The organism is Methylobacterium sp. Leaf100, assembly GCF_001422845.1.
In the GTDB taxonomy this organism is placed as follows: Bacteria; Pseudomonadota; Alphaproteobacteria; order Rhizobiales; family Beijerinckiaceae; genus Methylobacterium.
Window position 1 is genome coordinate 80,180 of sequence record NZ_LMMW01000013.1, and the last position, 15,844, is coordinate 96,023.

The 15,844-nt window shown below is 71.5% G+C and carries 12 protein-coding genes and 2 tRNA genes; 9 read left to right on the plus strand and 5 right to left on the minus strand.

The window, feature by feature from the left end; genetic code table 11:
• The first annotated feature begins 15 nt into the window (after positions 1–15).
• Genes rfbB through rfbA form a run of 3 tightly spaced genes read left to right on the plus strand, consistent with a single transcriptional unit; the run spans position 16 to position 2,888 of the window.
• Positions 16–1,092, plus strand: a complete 1,077-nt coding sequence (gene rfbB / locus ASF25_RS11140; protein ID WP_056304666.1) for a dTDP-glucose 4,6-dehydratase — start codon at positions 16–18, stop codon at positions 1,090–1,092.
• A complete protein-coding gene (rfbD, locus tag ASF25_RS11145; protein WP_056304668.1) occupies positions 1,093–1,998 on the plus strand; it encodes a dTDP-4-dehydrorhamnose reductase in 906 nt (301 codons plus the stop codon). It begins immediately after the preceding gene.
• Positions 1,995–2,888, plus strand: coding sequence for a glucose-1-phosphate thymidylyltransferase RfbA (gene rfbA / locus ASF25_RS11150; protein WP_056304670.1), 894 nt, complete (start codon positions 1,995–1,997; stop codon positions 2,886–2,888). Before rfbD ends, rfbA begins: the two co-directional genes overlap by 4 nt.
• Before the next feature lie 313 nt (positions 2,889–3,201).
• Here rfbA and cmk read toward each other — a convergent pair whose 3' ends face one another.
• Positions 3,202–3,858, minus strand: coding sequence for a (d)CMP kinase (gene cmk, locus ASF25_RS11155; protein ID WP_056304672.1), 657 nt, complete (start codon positions 3,856–3,858; stop codon positions 3,202–3,204).
• On the minus strand, positions 3,855–5,204 hold the full coding sequence (gene aroA / locus ASF25_RS11160; protein ID WP_056304674.1) for a 3-phosphoshikimate 1-carboxyvinyltransferase: 1,350 nt from the start codon (positions 5,202–5,204) through the stop codon (positions 3,855–3,857). Before aroA ends, cmk begins: the two co-directional genes overlap by 4 nt.
• Before the next feature lie 268 nt (positions 5,205–5,472).
• Between aroA and ASF25_RS11165 the strand changes: the two genes are divergently transcribed.
• The 4 genes from ASF25_RS11165 to ASF25_RS11180 all read left to right on the plus strand — a co-directional run bounded on the left by ASF25_RS11165 (position 5,473) and on the right by ASF25_RS11180 (position 6,899).
• Positions 5,473–5,865, plus strand: a complete 393-nt coding sequence (locus ASF25_RS11165) for a TIGR02300 family protein (RefSeq protein ID WP_082502617.1) — start codon at positions 5,473–5,475, stop codon at positions 5,863–5,865.
• A 166-nt stretch (positions 5,866–6,031) separates the two neighbouring features.
• Positions 6,032–6,107: transfer RNA gene (locus tag ASF25_RS11170), tRNA-Ala, on the plus strand.
• A gap of 48 nt (positions 6,108–6,155) precedes the next feature.
• A tRNA-Ala gene (locus ASF25_RS11175) sits at positions 6,156–6,231 on the plus strand.
• 146 nt (positions 6,232–6,377) lie between these two features.
• A complete protein-coding gene (locus ASF25_RS11180) occupies positions 6,378–6,899 on the plus strand; it encodes a hypothetical protein (protein ID WP_056169534.1) in 522 nt (173 codons plus the stop codon).
• 279 nt (positions 6,900–7,178) lie between these two features.
• On the opposite strand, the gene ASF25_RS11185 is transcribed toward ASF25_RS11180, so the two are convergent.
• The 3 genes from ASF25_RS11185 to ASF25_RS11195 form a co-directional block, all read right to left on the minus strand.
• Positions 7,179–7,619 carry a DUF805 domain-containing protein gene (locus ASF25_RS11185; protein WP_056304678.1) on the minus strand — a complete coding sequence of 147 codons (441 nt, stop codon included), beginning with the start codon at positions 7,617–7,619 and terminating at the stop codon, positions 7,179–7,181.
• On the minus strand, positions 7,616–10,090 hold the full coding sequence (hrpB, locus tag ASF25_RS11190; RefSeq protein ID WP_056304680.1) for an ATP-dependent helicase HrpB: 2,475 nt from the start codon (positions 10,088–10,090) through the stop codon (positions 7,616–7,618). The genes ASF25_RS11185 and hrpB overlap by 4 nt, the downstream gene beginning before the upstream one ends.
• 97 nt (positions 10,091–10,187) lie before the next feature.
• A complete protein-coding gene (locus ASF25_RS11195) occupies positions 10,188–11,855 on the minus strand; it encodes a methyl-accepting chemotaxis protein (RefSeq protein WP_056304708.1) in 1,668 nt (555 codons plus the stop codon).
• Positions 11,856–12,503: 648 nt separating this feature from the next.
• Here ASF25_RS11195 and ASF25_RS11200 point away from each other — a divergent pair.
• Positions 12,504–12,806: a hypothetical protein gene (locus ASF25_RS11200; RefSeq protein WP_056169526.1), complete on the plus strand. Its 303-nt coding sequence runs from the start codon at positions 12,504–12,506 to the stop codon at positions 12,804–12,806.
• A 210-nt stretch (positions 12,807–13,016) separates the two neighbouring features.
• A complete protein-coding gene (gene mutS / locus ASF25_RS11205; RefSeq protein WP_056304709.1) occupies positions 13,017–15,764 on the plus strand; it encodes a DNA mismatch repair protein MutS in 2,748 nt (915 codons plus the stop codon).
• Positions 15,765–15,844: the final 80 nt, after the last annotated feature.

The following is a 15,844-nucleotide window of genomic DNA, read 5'->3' on the forward strand; positions in this document are numbered from 1 at the left end:
AGGGAGAAGACACGCATGCGCATCCTGGTCACCGGCGGCTGCGGCTTCATCGGTTCCGCCCTCGTCCTGCATCTGGTTCAGGATCTCGGGCACGACGTCCTCACCCTCGACGCCTTGACCTATGCGGCGAACCCGATCTCCCTGCAGCCCCTGGCCGAAGACTCCCGCCATCGCTTCGCCGAGGCCGACATTTGCGATCCTTCGGCCGTCCACGCGCTCTATGCCGAGTTCAAGCCCGACGCGGTGATGCATCTGGCCGCCGAGAGCCATGTCGACCGCTCCATCACCGATCCGGGCGCGTTCATCCGCACCAACGTGGTCGGCACCCAGGTGATGCTCGACGGCGCCCGCACCTACTGGGACGGGCTCTCCGGTGACGCGAAGGCGGCGTTCCGCTTCCTCCACGTCTCCACGGACGAGGTCTACGGCTCGCTCCCGCCCGACGGGTTCTTCACCGAGGAGAGCCGCTACGACCCGCGCTCGCCCTACTCGGCCTCGAAAGCGGCCTCCGACCATCTCGCCCGCGCCTGGCACGAGACCTATGGCCTTCCGGTGCTCATCACGAACTGCTCGAACAATTACGGGCCGCGGCACTTCCCCGAGAAGCTCATCCCGCTGATGATCCTCAATGCGCTGGAGGGGAAGAACCTCCCCGTCTACGGCGACGGGTTGAACGAGCGCGACTGGATTCACGTCGAGGACCACGCCAAGGGCCTCGTGGCGGTGCTGAAGAACGGCCGCCTCGGCGAGACCTACCTGCTCGGCGGGCGCTCCGTGCGCAACAACCTCGCGGTGGTGAAGGGGCTGTGCGCCGCCTTCGACCGCCTGCGCCCCGAGCACGCCCCGCACGACCGCCTGATCACCTACGTGGCCGACCGTCCGGGCCACGACCGCCGCTACGCCATCGACCCGTCGAAGGCGGAGGCCGAGGTCGCGTGGGCGCCGACGAAGAACTTCGAGACGGCGCTCGAAGAGACCGTGAAGTGGTACCTCGACAACGAGGCGTGGTGGCGCCCGATCCGCGAGGGCCGCTACACCGGCGAGCGTCTCGGCCTCGGCGGCGCGCAGGCGTCCGCGACGAAGGCCTCCTAAGTGGATATCCTGATCCTCGGCGGCGCCGGTCAGGTCGGCACCGAGCTGCGGGCCCATGCCTGGCCGGACGGCGTGCGGGTCGACGCGCCGGACCGCGCGGCCCTCGACATCACCGATGCGGACGCCGTGGCCCGCACCCTCGACGCGACACCCTACGGGGCGGTGATCAACACGGCGGCCTACACCGCCGTGGACAAGGCCGAATCCGACGTGGTCGCGGCGTGGCGCCTCAACGCCCTGGCGCCCGCGATCCTCGCCGCCGCGACGCGGGCGCGCGGCATCCCCCTCGTCCACGTCTCGACGGATTACGTCTTCGACGGGGACGGGGAGGGGGATTACCTGCCCGACGCCCCCGTGAACCCGCGCAGCGTCTACGGCGCCAGCAAGGCGGCGGGCGAGATGGCGGTGCGCACGGCCAACCCGCGCCACGCCATCCTGCGCACGGCCTGGGTGGTGAGCCCGCACCGGGGCAACTTCGTGAAGACCATGCTGCGGCTCTCGGCCGAGCGCGACGCGCTCACCGTGGTGGACGACCAGCACGGCTGCCCGACCTCGGCGACGGATCTGGCGCAAGCCTGCGCCCGCATCGCCCTGCGGCTCGCCGCCGAGCCCGACGCACCGACGGGCACGTTCCACTGCGTCAATGCCGGCTCGACCACTTGGCGCGGCTTCGCGCAAGCCATCGTGGCGGGCTCGGCCGCGCGCGGCGGCCGGTCGATCCCGGTCACCGGCATTCCGACGAGCGCCTACCCGACGCCGGCCCGGCGCCCAGCCAATTCCCGCCTGTCGACGGCGAGCCTTGACGCGGCCTACGGCATCGCGCCGCGGCCCTGGGGCGAGGCCCTGGACGACATCCTCGACCGGCTCATCGGGCCGGCCCACACCCAGACGGAGACACGGGCATGAAGGGCATCGTCCTTGCCGGCGGATCGGGCACGCGCCTGCACCCGGCCACCCTGTCGATCAACAAGCAGCTGCTGCCGGTCTACGACAAGCCGATGATCTACTACCCGGTCTCGGTGCTGATGCTCGCCGGCATCCGCGAGATCCTGATCATCTCCAGCCCTGAGCACCTCGACAACTACAAGCGCCTGTTCGGCACCGGCGAGCAGTTCGGCCTGCAGTTCTCCTACGCGATCCAGCCGCGCCCTGAGGGCCTGGCCCAGGCCTTCGTCATCGGCCGCGACTTCGTCGGAACCGACGACGTCGCCCTGGTGCTCGGCGACAATCTGTTCTTCGGCAACGGCATGAGCGAGCTCCTCGCCCGCGCCCGCACCCGCACGTCGGGCGCCACGGTGTTCGCCTACCACGTCGACAATCCGGCGGCCTACGGCGTCGTCACCCTCGACAAGGAGGGCCGCCCCTTGCGCCTCGTAGAGAAGCCGACCCAGCCCGAGAGCCCCTGGGCGGTGACCGGCCTGTACTTCTACGACAACCAGGTCCTCGACATCGCCGCCGCCGTGACCCCGTCGCCGCGCGGCGAACTCGAGATCACGAGCGTCAACCAGGCCTATCTCGAACGCGGCCAGCTCCATGTCGAGCGGATGTCGCGCGGCTACGCCTGGCTCGACACCGGCACCCACGACAGCCTGCTGGAGGCGGCCGAGTTCGTCCGCACCCTGCAGCACCGCCAGGGCCTGCAGGTCGCTTGCCTGGAGGAGATCGCCTACCTCCAGGGCTTCATCGACAAGGATCAGCTCATCGCGCGCGGCAACCTGTTCGCGAAGACCGCCTACGGGCAGAACCTTCTGCGGCTGGCCAAGGACGACGCGTTCGCGGACTTCGCCGCGCGCTGAGGGGGCCTTCAGGAAGTCCCGGGGCCGGATGGATCATCCGATCCCCGGTACGGCTCCGATAAGGTCGGGGACAGCGCGCGTGCGCGTTCCTTGCCGGCTCCGAAATCACACACCGGTTTGCGACGTCTTCGAAAGCCGCATCCGGCGGGCATAGCGCATGACGGTACCCCCTCTCCTGGAAGGAGAGGGGGACTTGCGCCATTCGCGCGATACGCAAGGCATTGCCACTGACCGGATCCTCCGCTTCACGACAGCGGGACGAGGGCACGGCGCGCTCCGATCCACCTCATCCCCCAGCCGATAGCGACCCGCCTCAATGGGGCCGGGCGCGGTCGATCACGTCGCGGGCCGCCGCGAAGGCGGCGTCGGGGTCGAGGTCCGTGGTGTCGAGGAGCACGGCGTCGGCCGCCGCCTTGAGGGGGGCGGTGGAGCGCTGGGCGTCGCGGGCGTCGCGGGCGACGATGTCGGCGAGGATCGCCCCGACGCTCGTGGTCTCGCCCCGGCGCTGGAGTTCGAGGTGGCGACGGCGTGCCCGCTCCTCGGGGGCCGCCGTGATGAACAGCTTCACCCGCGCGTGGGGGCACACCACCGTGCCGATGTCGCGCCCGTCGAGGACCGCGCCGGCGGCGTTGCCGGCGAAGCGCTGCTGCCAGGCGAGGAGCGCCGAGCGCACCGCCGGTACGGAGGAGATTCGCGAAGCGGCCTCGCCCATGGCGCGCTCGCGCAGGCGCGGATCCGCGAGGCGGTCGGCGATGAGGCTGGCGGCGGCCCGCGCGGCGGCCTGGTGGTCGTCGAGCTTGTAGCCGGCGTCGATCACGGTCAGCGCCACCGCCCGGTAGAGCAGGCCGGTGTCGAGGTGGGGCAGGCCGTAATGGGCGGCGATGCGCTTGGCCAGCGTGCCCTTGCCGGAGGCCGCCGGGCCGTCGATGGCGATGACGAGGGGGATATCACCCACGTGAAGGTCGCTCATGACGCGATCCGTCCGCCGAGCGCCTGCATGGTCGGCAGGAAGCTCGGGAAGCTCGTGGCGATCATGGCGCCGTCATCCACCGTGACCGGCTCGCGGGTGGCGAGGCCGAGGACGAGGAACGCCATGGCGATGCGGTGATCGAGGTGGGTCGCCACGGTGCCGCCGCCCTTCGGGGGGCTCCCGTCGCCGTGCACCACGAGGTCGTCGCCCTCGATGACGTACGCGATGCCGTTGGCGCTCAGGCCGTCCGCCACCGCCGCGAGGCGGTCGGATTCCTTCACCCGCAGCTCGTGCAGGCCGTTCATCCGGGTGGTGCCCTCGGCGAAGGCGGCGGCCACCGCCAGGATCGGGTACTCGTCGATCATCGCGGGCGCCCGCTCGGGCGGTACGTCGACGCCGGTCAGGCGGCTCGCGCGCACCCGCAGGTCGGCCACGGTCTCGCCGCCCTCGTCGCGCTCGCGCAGGCGCTCGATGTCGGCGCCCATCTCCAGCAGGGTCGTGATGAGGCCCGTGCGCAGGGGGTTCATCATCACGCCCTCGATGACGACCTCCGAGCCCGGCACGATGAGGGCCGCCACCAGGGGGAACGCCGCCGAGGACGGATCGGCCGGCACCACCACGTCGGTGCCGCGCAAGGTCGGCTGGCCGGTCAGCGCGATGGTGCGGCCGTGGCCCTCCGGACCGTGGGCCGTGACCTCCACGTGGGCGCCGAACAGGCGCAGCATCCGCTCGGTGTGGTCGCGGGTGGCGGCCGCCTCGATCACCGTGGTGATGCCGGGCGCGTTGAGGCCGGCGAGGAGCACCGCCGACTTGATCTGCGCCGAGGCCACCGGCGTCTCGTACGTGATGGGAATGGCCTCGCGCGGGCCCCGCAGGGTGAGGGGCACGCGCCCGCCCTCCTGCTCGCTCACGACGTCCGTCCCCATGCGCACCAGGGGATCGAGGATGCGGCGCATGGGGCGCTTGCGAAGGGAGGCGTCGCCGTCGAACGTCGCCGTCACGGGCTGGCCGCCGACGACACCCATCATCAGGCGCGAGCCCGTGCCGGCATTGCCGAAATCGAGCACGTCCGCCGGGTCGGTGAGGCCGCCGAGGCCGACGCCGACGATGCGCCAGCGGCCCTCGCCGAGGCGCTCGACGGTGGCGCCGAGGGCTTCCGCCGCGGCGGCGGTGCGCAGGACGTCGTCGCCTTCGAGCAGACCCTCGACCCGGGTCTCGCCGATGCTGAGCAGGCCGAGGATCATCGCCCGGTGGGAGATCGACTTGTCGCCCGGCGGGCGCAGGGAGCCCTGGAGGGCGAGGCCCGCCGTGGCGGTGAGGGGCTGGGGCGGAAGGTCGTGTGACACGGGGACAGGACTTTTCGGCGTCAGGGGCTTCGGGGCCGATCCGGGGCCGGATCGGCGCCCTCCGCCGCACGGGTGCCGGGATCGACGATCCGGCTCATGGACAGGCCGGTTATCACGCAGGCGGGGCCGCGTCATCCGAGCCGTCCGGCGTCGTGGGAATCGCGACAGGAAAACCGCACCGCGCCGCAGGACCACGCCAGTATTTGACAGACGCGTTGCACGCGACTAACGGGGCCCCTCCCCGAAAAGTGTATCTAGAGGTTCGCCCGTGGCCAGACCGGAACTCGGCTTGAAGCGTCAATGCATGAGCTGCGGCGCCAAGTTCTACGACCTCGACAAGGATCCGGCGACCTGCCCGAAATGCGGGACGATCTATCAGGCCATCGCCTCCAGCAGCCGCGTCGCCGCCCCGGCGCTCGCCGCCCGCGCCGCCGCCGTGCCGGCGGATGACGACGAGGACACCGACGCCGAGAAGGGCGGTCCCGAGATCGTCTCCCTCGACGAGGTCGAGGCGGCCGAGGACGACACCGACACCACCACGGACGACAGCGATTCCGATTCGGCGGACAGCGACGACACCTTCCTCGAGGAGGAGGATGCCGGCGACGACGACGTGGCCGATCTCATCGACGGCGACATCGAGAACGACGAAGAGAGCTGACCCCACTTCTGCACCGGCCGGGAAAAAACTTTGCCGGCCGGCGAGAAAGGGGGTTGAGGCCCAAGCGGGGGCCGAATATAGAACCGCCATCGCCGGCCGCCACCGCGGAGGCCGGTCGAAACGCCCACGAAACCAACCGCAGGGTTGGGTTCGGTGGCACCAAAGTGGGGCCTTAGCTCAGCTGGGAGAGCGCTTCCATGGCATGGAAGAGGTCATCGGTTCGATCCCGTTAGGCTCCACCAATCAGGTTTCCCTTGAACCTGAACCCGGACGACCAGACTAGACGATGTGGGGCCTTAGCTCAGCTGGGAGAGCGCTTCCATGGCATGGAAGAGGTCATCGGTTCGATCCCGTTAGGCTCCACCAGTCCGGTCCGTCGTCAGCCAGCTTTTTCATCGGAGTCACGTGCGTCTTCGGTTCGGCCGTGACGGGACGGCACGGGTGTGAGCCGGGCGATCCGTCCCCGGCACCGCATCGCCCCGATTGAGTTCCATGCCGAGCCGCCCCCGTTCATGACGCTGCCGGCACACGTTGCGCTGATCGCCACCCTCACCGAACGCCTCCGCGCCGGACCCAGCGCCACCGCCGTGCTTGAAGCGTGGTGCGCCGCCCGTGGCCTGTCGCGGGCCGAACTCAGAGCGGAGCGCCTGCCCGGACCCGAGACCGCTCCCACGGACGCGCAGCGCCACCGCCTCGCCCTGACGGGTGACGCGCCCTCGCGCCATCGCCGGGTGCGCCTCGTCTGCGGCCCGCACGTGCTCTCGATCGCCGACAACTGGTACGTCGCGGCCCGGCTGACCCCGGCGATGAACCACGCCCTGGCGGAGACGGACGTGCCGTTCGGCCGGGTGGTCCACGCCCTGGCGCCGATGCGCCGGACCCTGGCGGTCCGTACCCTCTACGCCGCCGCCGCGCCGCCATCCGCCGCCGCGCCGCTGTTCTCCATCGCGGCGCTCCTCGCGACGCCGGACGGGGTGCCGTTCTGCGAGGTCGAGGAGGTCTATCTCGGCGCCGTGCTGGGCGGGACTGCTTGAAGAGGCGCAGGCAGTGAGCCGCCTACGATCGGCCCCCTCGTCACGGCTTGGCGTCCTCTCATCACGTCCAGGCTACCTCGGTCACGCATCCGCCTACCATTGGATTTCGCACGCCGCGAGGCGTCTGAAAGGGACGTGACCGGACTCCCCCTCCTGAAAGGAGAGGGGACCCGCGCTGCCCGCGAGATAGGGGGAACGCCGTCGCTCGCGAAAAACGAGCGCCCGTGTTCCGTCACCCTACGCGCACCGCGTAGAGGGGTGAGACCCTCAGCTTGCGCCCTAACCCGCATCGTCCGGCGGCCCGAAGCGGTTGGCGCCGGAGGAGCCGCGCCGCATGAGCGTCTCGACGAAAAACCAGGCCGAGAATCCGAGCATCGCCAGCAGCAGGGCGATGACGAGGAGGGGGGCGGTGTCGACCAGCCGGTCGAGGGGGGCGAAGCCGACGGCCTGGGCGAGGCCCCAGGGGACGAGCCACCCGGCGGAACGGTCGCGGTCGTGCAGGCGCCGGGCGGTGGCGGCGAGCATGGCGAGGCCGACGACGGGCAGGGTGGCCGCCGTGAGGATCGCCGCCGCACGGCCCCCGAGGCCGGCGAGCCAGATGGCGAAGCAAAGCAGACCCGCCCCGTACAGGATCGTCCGGACGAAGACGCGCCGGTAAGCGCCCGCCGACATGCGGCCGCGCGGATCGAAGGCACGCGCGAGAAATCCGAAGAACCTCATGTGCCGCGCGGCTTCACCCGCCGGGTCGGCGGCTCGGCCACGGGGTCCTCCGGCCAGGGGTGGCGGGGATAGCGCCCGCGCATCTCGGCGCGCACGGCGCTCCACGAGCCGCGCCAGAAGCCTGGCAGGTCCCGTGTGATCTGGATCGGCCGCGAGGCCGGCGAGAGCAGGTGCAGCACCAGGGGAATGCGCCCGCCCGCGATGGACGGGTGGCGCTCCAGGCCGAACAGCTCCTGCACCCGCACCGCCAGGACCGGGCCGCCCTCGGCGTCGTAGTCGAGGGCGATGCGCGAGCCCGTCGGCACCGCGACATGGGTCGGGGCTTCCGTGTCGAGGCGGGCGCGCAGGTCCCACGGCAGCAGGGCGTGCAGCGCCCGGCCAAGATCGTCCGGAGTGATCGCATCGACTCCGAGGCGCCCGACGATCTCGGGCGCGAGCCACGCCTCGATGGTTGCCGTGAGGGCCTCGTCCGACAGGTCGGGCCAGGCTGAATCGGCCGCGCGCAGGAAGCGCAGGCGGGCGAGCCATTGCGACAGGGCCGGCGTCCAGGGCAAGGCGGCGAGCCCGAGTTCGGCCACACCCCGGGCCAGGATGGCAGCGGATTCTTCATCGGGGGGCACCGGTCGGATGCGCTCGCCCAGCACCAGCGTGCCGAGGCGCCGGAGCCCCCGGGCGCGCAGGGCGCGCGCGCTCCGGTCGAAGGTGACCTGATCGGTGCTGGCGATGCGCTCGGGGAACAGCGCCTCGAGGGCGTCGAGGCCGATGGGGGCGGCGGCGAGGATGCGGCTTTGCGCGGCGGTGCCGGTGATGTCGGCCACGACGAGGAACGGTGCGCGGGCGAGCGCCAGGGCGGGATCGAGGCGTCCGGCGCGGCCGTTGGCCATGACGAACTCGCCGTCGCGGCCCCGCGCCCGCGCCACCCGGTCGGGATAGGCCAGCGCCAGGAGGGGGCCGGGCTCGGAGAAATCGACGGCGGAGGCGGTCGTGGCCTCGGCGGCGAAGGTCCCGGCCTGCTTCGCCCAGCCTTGGGCGAGGCGGCGCATGTCCCCGGCGCGGGGCCCGCGATCCCGGCCGTAGCGCTCGACCCGGTCGCCCAGATCGACGGCGTCGCCGCCGAGCCCGCGCTCCACCAGCACGGCGGCGAGGTCGGCCGCCTCGCGCGCCCGTCCGTGGGCGGCGGCCGCCACCACCATCCGGGCGAGGCGCGGGGGCAGGGGGAGGGCACGGAGCGCCTGCCCCATGGGGGTGAGGCGGCCGTCGCCATCGAGGGCGGCGAGGTCGGAGAGCATGGCGCGGGCTTCCGCCAGTGCCGGGGCGGGCGGCGTGTCGAGGAAGCCGAGGGTGGTCGGGTCGGCGACACCCCAGGCGGCGCAATCGAGGAGCAGGCCCGCGAGGTCGGCGGCCAGGATCTCGGGGCGTCCGAACGGCTCGAGGGCGTTGGTCGCGACCTCCGACCACAGGCGGTGGCACACGCCCGGTTCCGTGCGGCCGGCGCGGCCCCGGCGCTGGTCGACGGAGGCGCGCGAGGCCCGGGCGGTGACGAGGCGGGTCAGCCCGAGGCCGGGCTCGTAGACCGGCACCCGCGACAGGCCGGAATCCACGACGATGCGCACACCCTCGATGGTGAGGGAGGTCTCGGCGATGCTGGTGGCGAGCACCACCTTGCGCCGCCCTGGTGCCGAGGGGGCGATGGCGCGGTCCTGCTCGGCCGGCGTCAGGGCGCCGTACAGGGGGGCGATGTCGGTGTCCTCCCCGACCCGGTCGGCCAGGAGGGTCGCGACCCGGCGGATCTCGCCCTGGCCCGGGAGGAACGCGAGGACGGAGCCCGGATCGGCGCGCAGGGCCCGCAGCACCGTGTCGGCCATCACCTCCTCGATGCGCCAGTTGGGGTCGCGCTCGACGTGGCGGGTGTCGACGGGAAAGGCGCGCCCCTCCGATTCGATCACGGGCGCGTCGGACAAGAGCCGCGCCACCCGCGCGCCGTCGAGGGTCGCCGACATCACGAGGATGCGCAGATCCTCGCGCAGGGCGCCCTGGGCATCGAGCGCGAGGGCAAGGCCGAGATCGGCGTCGAGGGAGCGCTCGTGGAACTCGTCGAACAGCACGGCGCCGATCCCTGAGAGTTCTGGATCGTCGAGGATCATCCTGGTGAAGACGCCCTCGGTGACCACCTCGATGCGGGTACGGGCCGAGACCTTCGAGCCGAGGCGCACGCGCAGGCCGACGGTGTCGCCGACGCGCTCGCCGAGGGTGCGCGCCATGCGCTCGGCCGCGCCCCGGGCGGCGAGGCGGCGCGGCTCCAGCAGGATGATCTTTCGGCCCGCGAGCCATGGGGCGTCGAGGAGCGCGAGGGGGACGCGGGTGGTCTTGCCGGCGCCGGGCGGGGCCACGAGCACGCACGAGGCGCGGGAAGCCAGCGCCGCCGCGAGGGCGGGCAGGACCGCCTCGATGGGAAGAACCGCGAAGGACATATCGGTGCGAGGGCGCGCAGGTTGCATCGCCCGCCCTGGTGCCGCGAACCGGCCGCGGCCGCAAGCGGGGCCGGCCGCAATGCCTGCGCGGCGCGCCTCAGGCGGCCTGGACGGTCTCGAGGAAGCCCGAGACTTCGCCGCTCAACCGCTCGGACTGGCGGGACAGGTCCGAGGCCGCGGCCAGGACCTGAGAGGCCGCCGCACCTGTCTCCGCCGCCGCCCGGGTGACGCCGCCGATGCTGACGGTGACGGATTGCGTGCCCTGCGCGGCCTGCGTCACGTTGCGGACGATTTCCTGGGTGGCCGCGCCCTGCTCCTCCATGGCCGCCGCGACGCCGACGGCGATGCTGCGCAATTCGACGATGGTCGCCTCGATGGCCCTGATGGCGGCGACGGCCTGTCGGGTCTCGCCCTGGATGGTGGTGACCTGGACGGAGATCGTCTCCGTCGCCCGCGCGGTCTGCGCCGCCAGTTCCTTGACCTCGCCGGCGACGACGGCGAAGCCCCGGCCGGCCTCGCCGGCCCGCGCCGCCTCGATGGTGGCGTTGAGGGCGAGCAGGTTCGTCTGCGCCGCGATGCCGGAGATCAGTCCGACGACGGCGCCGATCTTCTCGGCCCCCTCCGCGAGGCCGAGCACGATGGTGCTGGTGGCGGCCGCATCCGCCGCCGCGCGCTCCGCCATGTCGCTGGAGCGCGCGACCTGAACGGTGATCTCGCCGATGGACGCCGACATCTCCTCGCTCGCGGCCGCCACGGTCTGGACGTTCGCGGAGGTCTGTTCGGCCGCGGAGGCGACGCTCAGGGACTGGCCGGCGGCCTCGTCCGCCGTGCGGCTCATGGCCTGGGCGGTGGCCTCCATCTCGGTGGCGGCGGAGGACAGGCCTTGGGTCAGCTGGGTGATTTGGTTGCGGAACGCCTGCGTCGCCTCGTCGAGTACCCGGGTGCGGCGCATCTTGGCGGCATTCTCGACCTCGGCCGCGCGGTCCGCGTCGAGCTTGGCGATGAGCGCCTGCTTGAACACGCCCACGGCCTTGGCCATGGCGCCGATCTCGTCCCGGCGGTCGGCTCCGTCGATGGCGGCGGTGAGGTCGCCCCCGGCGAGACGCGCCATGGTGCCGGTCATGCGGTGCAAGGGGCGGGAGACCTGGACCAGAACCGTGTAGACGCCGTACGCGATGGCGACGGCCGCGAGGGCCAAAGCGGTGAGCAAGGCCAGGCGCGACCAGCCCGAGAGCGCCGTGGCGCGACCGTACTCGGCTTCCGCCTCCCGGACCTGGAACGCCGTCAGTGCCGCGAGCGTCTGGTTCGTGGCTTCCACGTTCGCCAGCAGGGTCGCGTGGGCGGTGGCGAGTTCCCCTTGCGCGCCACCGGCGATGCGCCGGAGGAGTTCGGCGACGACGGTCTCGTTGCCGGCGATCCGGTCCTGCAGGGCCGACGCGAGGGGCTTCTCGTCGGGTGCCAGGTAGGTCGCCAGGTAGGCCGAGGCCTGGGTACGGATGCTCGCCAGATCCCGTTCGATCCGCGCCTTGGCGGCCGGAGCGGCGATGAGCCCGTCCCTCACCTCGCGCGAAGCGACGACGAGGTCGTCGTAGGCGTCCCGGATCAGGCTGAACTGCCGCAGGCAGACGACGCGATCGTCGAAGACCGAGCGAAAGCTCTGCTGGCTCCAATGCAGGGCGAGGTTGCCCATCGCCGTCGCCCCGAGCAGGAGCAGGCCCATCACCGTGAGAAGCGTGACGAGGCGGCCTTGAATCGTCGTGAGCATGGCAAGCGTCCGAAGCGTGATCGCGGGTTCGGTGGAGGGACGAAACGCCCGCCGCATCGGAGCCCCGGCTTGGATCGACCGTAGGAGGAAACTCTTTAAGATCGTATGATCCGGCGTCCGATCCCCCGTGACGGGTCCAACAACAGGACTCTTCGGCGGGTCTGATAGACAGTCATCCTTCGGTTTATTTCTGGAGTTGGAACGAAAAATATCCCGCTCTCAATCACAATTTTTTGCACAGATTTGAAAGACTTGCGTATTTGGCGAAATATTGGACCTGATCGTTCTTGCGCAGTGACGTAGATATTGTTCGGTCATTGTGATTGAAGCCCCGACCGAAGACGCGAAGTCGTTTGGACCCGTTTCGATATCGCTCGATCTGCATGCGATCCTGATCGGGACTTGCATCGTCGAATCACAGATCGGCCGACGTCCGTCGGCGCGGCGGGCCGTTCGCGGCACGGTGCCGCGTCGCTCGTTTCGGCACATCGGTCCGGACAGGCCGGCTTAATCCCGTTCAGCTTAACGAAAATGTCAGTCGTTTCAGGCCGTTGCCGAAGTTTATTGCGACGTTTCCGCGGAACGGAATCTTGAGCGGCGACTTTATGCCCCGACGCCCACCCGGCGCATGGACGAAAGACGAACCGAATGACCAAGATCGCCATCGCACTCGCTGCCAGCACCCTGCTCGGCGCCTTCGGAATGACCGCCGCCTCCGCTGCCCCGGCCATGCCGGTCGGCGCCCCGATCGTCGCCGGCGACCAGTCGGTGGAGCAGGTCGCGAGCCGTCACCGCCACTACCAGGGCATGCGCTACCGCGGCATGGGCCATGGTCACCGGATGCACCGCCGTCCGGCCTCGCGCATGAGCAGCAACCCGAACGCGCGCAACCCGCAGCAGCCGGGCTTCATGCAGCAGAAGGGTCAGACCACGGGCGGCCCGCGCTACTGAGCGCCCCGAACACCGCCGACCGATCCGGTCGGACAGAAGGGCCGGTGCGCGAGCGCCGGCCTTTTTTCGTTGGGCCGTACCTGTCGCGCGCAACGGCCCGAGTTCGGCGCTTCTCCCCAGCCGATGCGACGGGCCGCGCTGATCAGGGACGCCCGGGTCTGTTAGGCTGGCGCCATGTCACAGGCCATGCAGCAGCGCCCCGCCCGTTCGATGCCGAAGACCGGCTCCGCCCCGTCGGACTACACCACCAGCGCGGCGGTCCTCGACACCGCCGGCGCGACGCCGATGATGGCGCAGTACATCGAAATCAAGGCCGCCAACACCGACTGCCTGCTGTTCTACCGGATGGGGGATTTCTACGAGTTGTTCTTCGAGGACGCCGAGATCGCGTCCCGGGCACTGGGGATCGTCCTGACGAAGCGCGGCAAGCACGGCGGGGCCGACATCCCCATGTGCGGCGTGCCGGTAGAGCGCTCCGACGACTACCTCAGCCGCCTCATCGCGCTGGGACACCGCGTCGCCGTCTGCGCACAGACCGAGGATCCGGCGGAGGCGAAGAAGCGCGGGCCCAAATCCGTCGTCCGGCGCGAGGTGGTGCGCCTCGTCACCCCCGGCACCATCACGGAGGACCGCCTCCTGGATCCGGCCCGCGCCAACGTCCTGCTCGCCATCGGCCGCAACAAGGGCGGGGCCGCCAAATCGGAGTCCGCCAAGGATCAGGCCGCGTACACCTACGGGCTCGCCGCCCTCGACATCTCGACGGGGCGCTTCGCCTTGAGCGAAGTGCCGGCGTCGGAACTCGCCTCGGCCATCGCCCGGCACGAGCCGCGCGAGATCGTCCTGTCGGAGACCATCCACGCCGATCCGGCGCTGGCCCGCCTGTGGCGCGAGATTCCCGCTCCCGTGACGCCGCTGGCCCAGGCGGAGCTGGAGCCGGCCGGGGCCGAGCGACGGATCAAGGCGCAGTTCGGTGTCTCGACCCTGGAGGGATTCGGCCAGTTCGGCCGGGCCGAGCTCGCGGCGGCGGGCGCGGCCCTGCTCTATATCGAGCGCACCCAGATCGGCGCGCGCCCGACCCTGTCGCCCCCGACCCGGGAGGCCAGCGGCGCCACCCTCGCCATCGACGCGTCGACCCGGGCCAATCTCGAACTCACCCGCACCCTGTCGGGCGAGCGCCGGGGCAGCCTTCTCGACGCCATCGACCGCACGGTCTCGGCGAGCGGCGCGCGGCTGCTGGCCGAGCACCTCGCCGGTCCCCTCACGGACCTCGCCGCCATTCGCCGCCGCCACGCCGCCGTCGCCTGGCTCTGCGAGCAGGGCGTCTCGCGAAAAACGTTCCGCGAGATCCTGGCGCGGGCGCCGGACCTCGCCCGCGCCCTGTCGCGCCTCGGCTTCGGGCGCGGCGGCCCGCGCGATCTCGCGGCGCTCCGCGACGGCCTCGACGCCGCGCAGGGCCTGGCCGCGCACCTCGCCGCCCTCGACGGTCTGCCGGACGACCTCGCCGCCCTCGGAACCGGGCTGTCCCAGGTCGATGCCGGCCTCGTGGCGCACCTCGCCGCGGCACTGGCCGACGACCTGCCGCTCAAGCGCGCGGATGGCGGCTTCGTCCGCGAAGGGTACTCGCCGGAGATCGACGAGGCCCGGGTGCTCGGCCAGGACTCGCGAAAGGTCATCGCGGCCCTGCAGGCGCGCTACGCCGAGGAGACCGGCTGCCGGACCCTGCGGATCAAGCACAACAACATGCTCGGCTACTACATCGAGGTGCCGCAGGCGGTGGGCGAGGGCTGCCTCAAGGGCGCGATGCGCGAGACATTCATCCACCGCCAGACCATGGTGGATGCCATGCGCTTCACCAGCGTCGAGCTCGGCGACCTCGAAGGCCGCATCTCCGGCGCCTCCGACCGGGCCCTGCGGCTCGAAACGGCGGTGTTCGACGCGCTGTCGGGCGAGACCCTCTCCCAGGCCGCCGCCATCGCGTCCGTGGCCGAGGCCCTGGCCGCCCTCGATGTGTCCGCCTCCCACGCCGACCTCGCCGTGGAGCGCGACTGGCGCCGCCCGGTGGTGGACGACGGCTACGGCTTTTCCGTCACGGGCGGGCGCCACCCCGTGGTCGAGGCGGCGCTCAGGCTCTCCGGCGAGCCGTTCATCGCCAACGACTGCGACCTGTCGGGGGAGGGGCGCGGCCGCATCCGCCTCATCACCGGCCCGAACATGGGCGGCAAGTCGACCTTCCTGCGCCAGAACGCCCTCATCGCCGTGCTGGCGCAGATCGGCGCCTTCGTGCCGGCGGCGAGCGCCCAGCTCGGCCTCGTCGACCGGCTGTTCTCCCGCGTCGGGGCGGCCGACGACCTGGCCCGCGGGCAATCGACCTTCATGGTCGAGATGGTGGAGACCGCCGCCATCCTGAACCAGGCGACCCGGCGCTCCCTGGTGATCCTCGACGAGATCGGGCGCGGCACCGCGACCTTCGACGGCCTATCCATCGCGTGGGCCTGCCTCGAACACCTGCACGAGAAGAACGCCTGCCGCGCCCTGTTCGCCACCCATTTCCACGAGTTGACCGCTCTGGGCCAGCGCCTGTCGCACCTCGACAACGCCACCCTTAAGGTCGCCGAGCACCGGGGCACCGTGGTGTTCCTGCACGAGGTGGTGCCGGGTGTGGCCGACCGCTCCTACGGGCTCCAGGTCGCGCGCCTCGCCGGGTTGCCGCCGGGGGTGATCGCGCGGGCGGGCGCCATCCTGAAGAACCTAGAGAAGTCCGAGCGCGAGCGCCCGACGCGCCCGCGCATCGACGACCTGCCGCTGTTCGCCGCCCTCTCGCCGCCGCCGCTGGAGGAAGCCCCCCCGGAGCGCGAGGACAGCCTGCGCCGCGTGCTCGACGACATCGACCCCGATGCGCTCACCCCGCGCGAGGCCTTGGAGGCGCTGTATCGGCTGAAGGCGGCGCGGGACGGGTGAGTCACCGCCCGGCCTTCGCATCAAGCGACCTGCAGTTGCGCGCTCCGGCGGAAGCAGGGGCGGACTTCGCCGCATTCCCA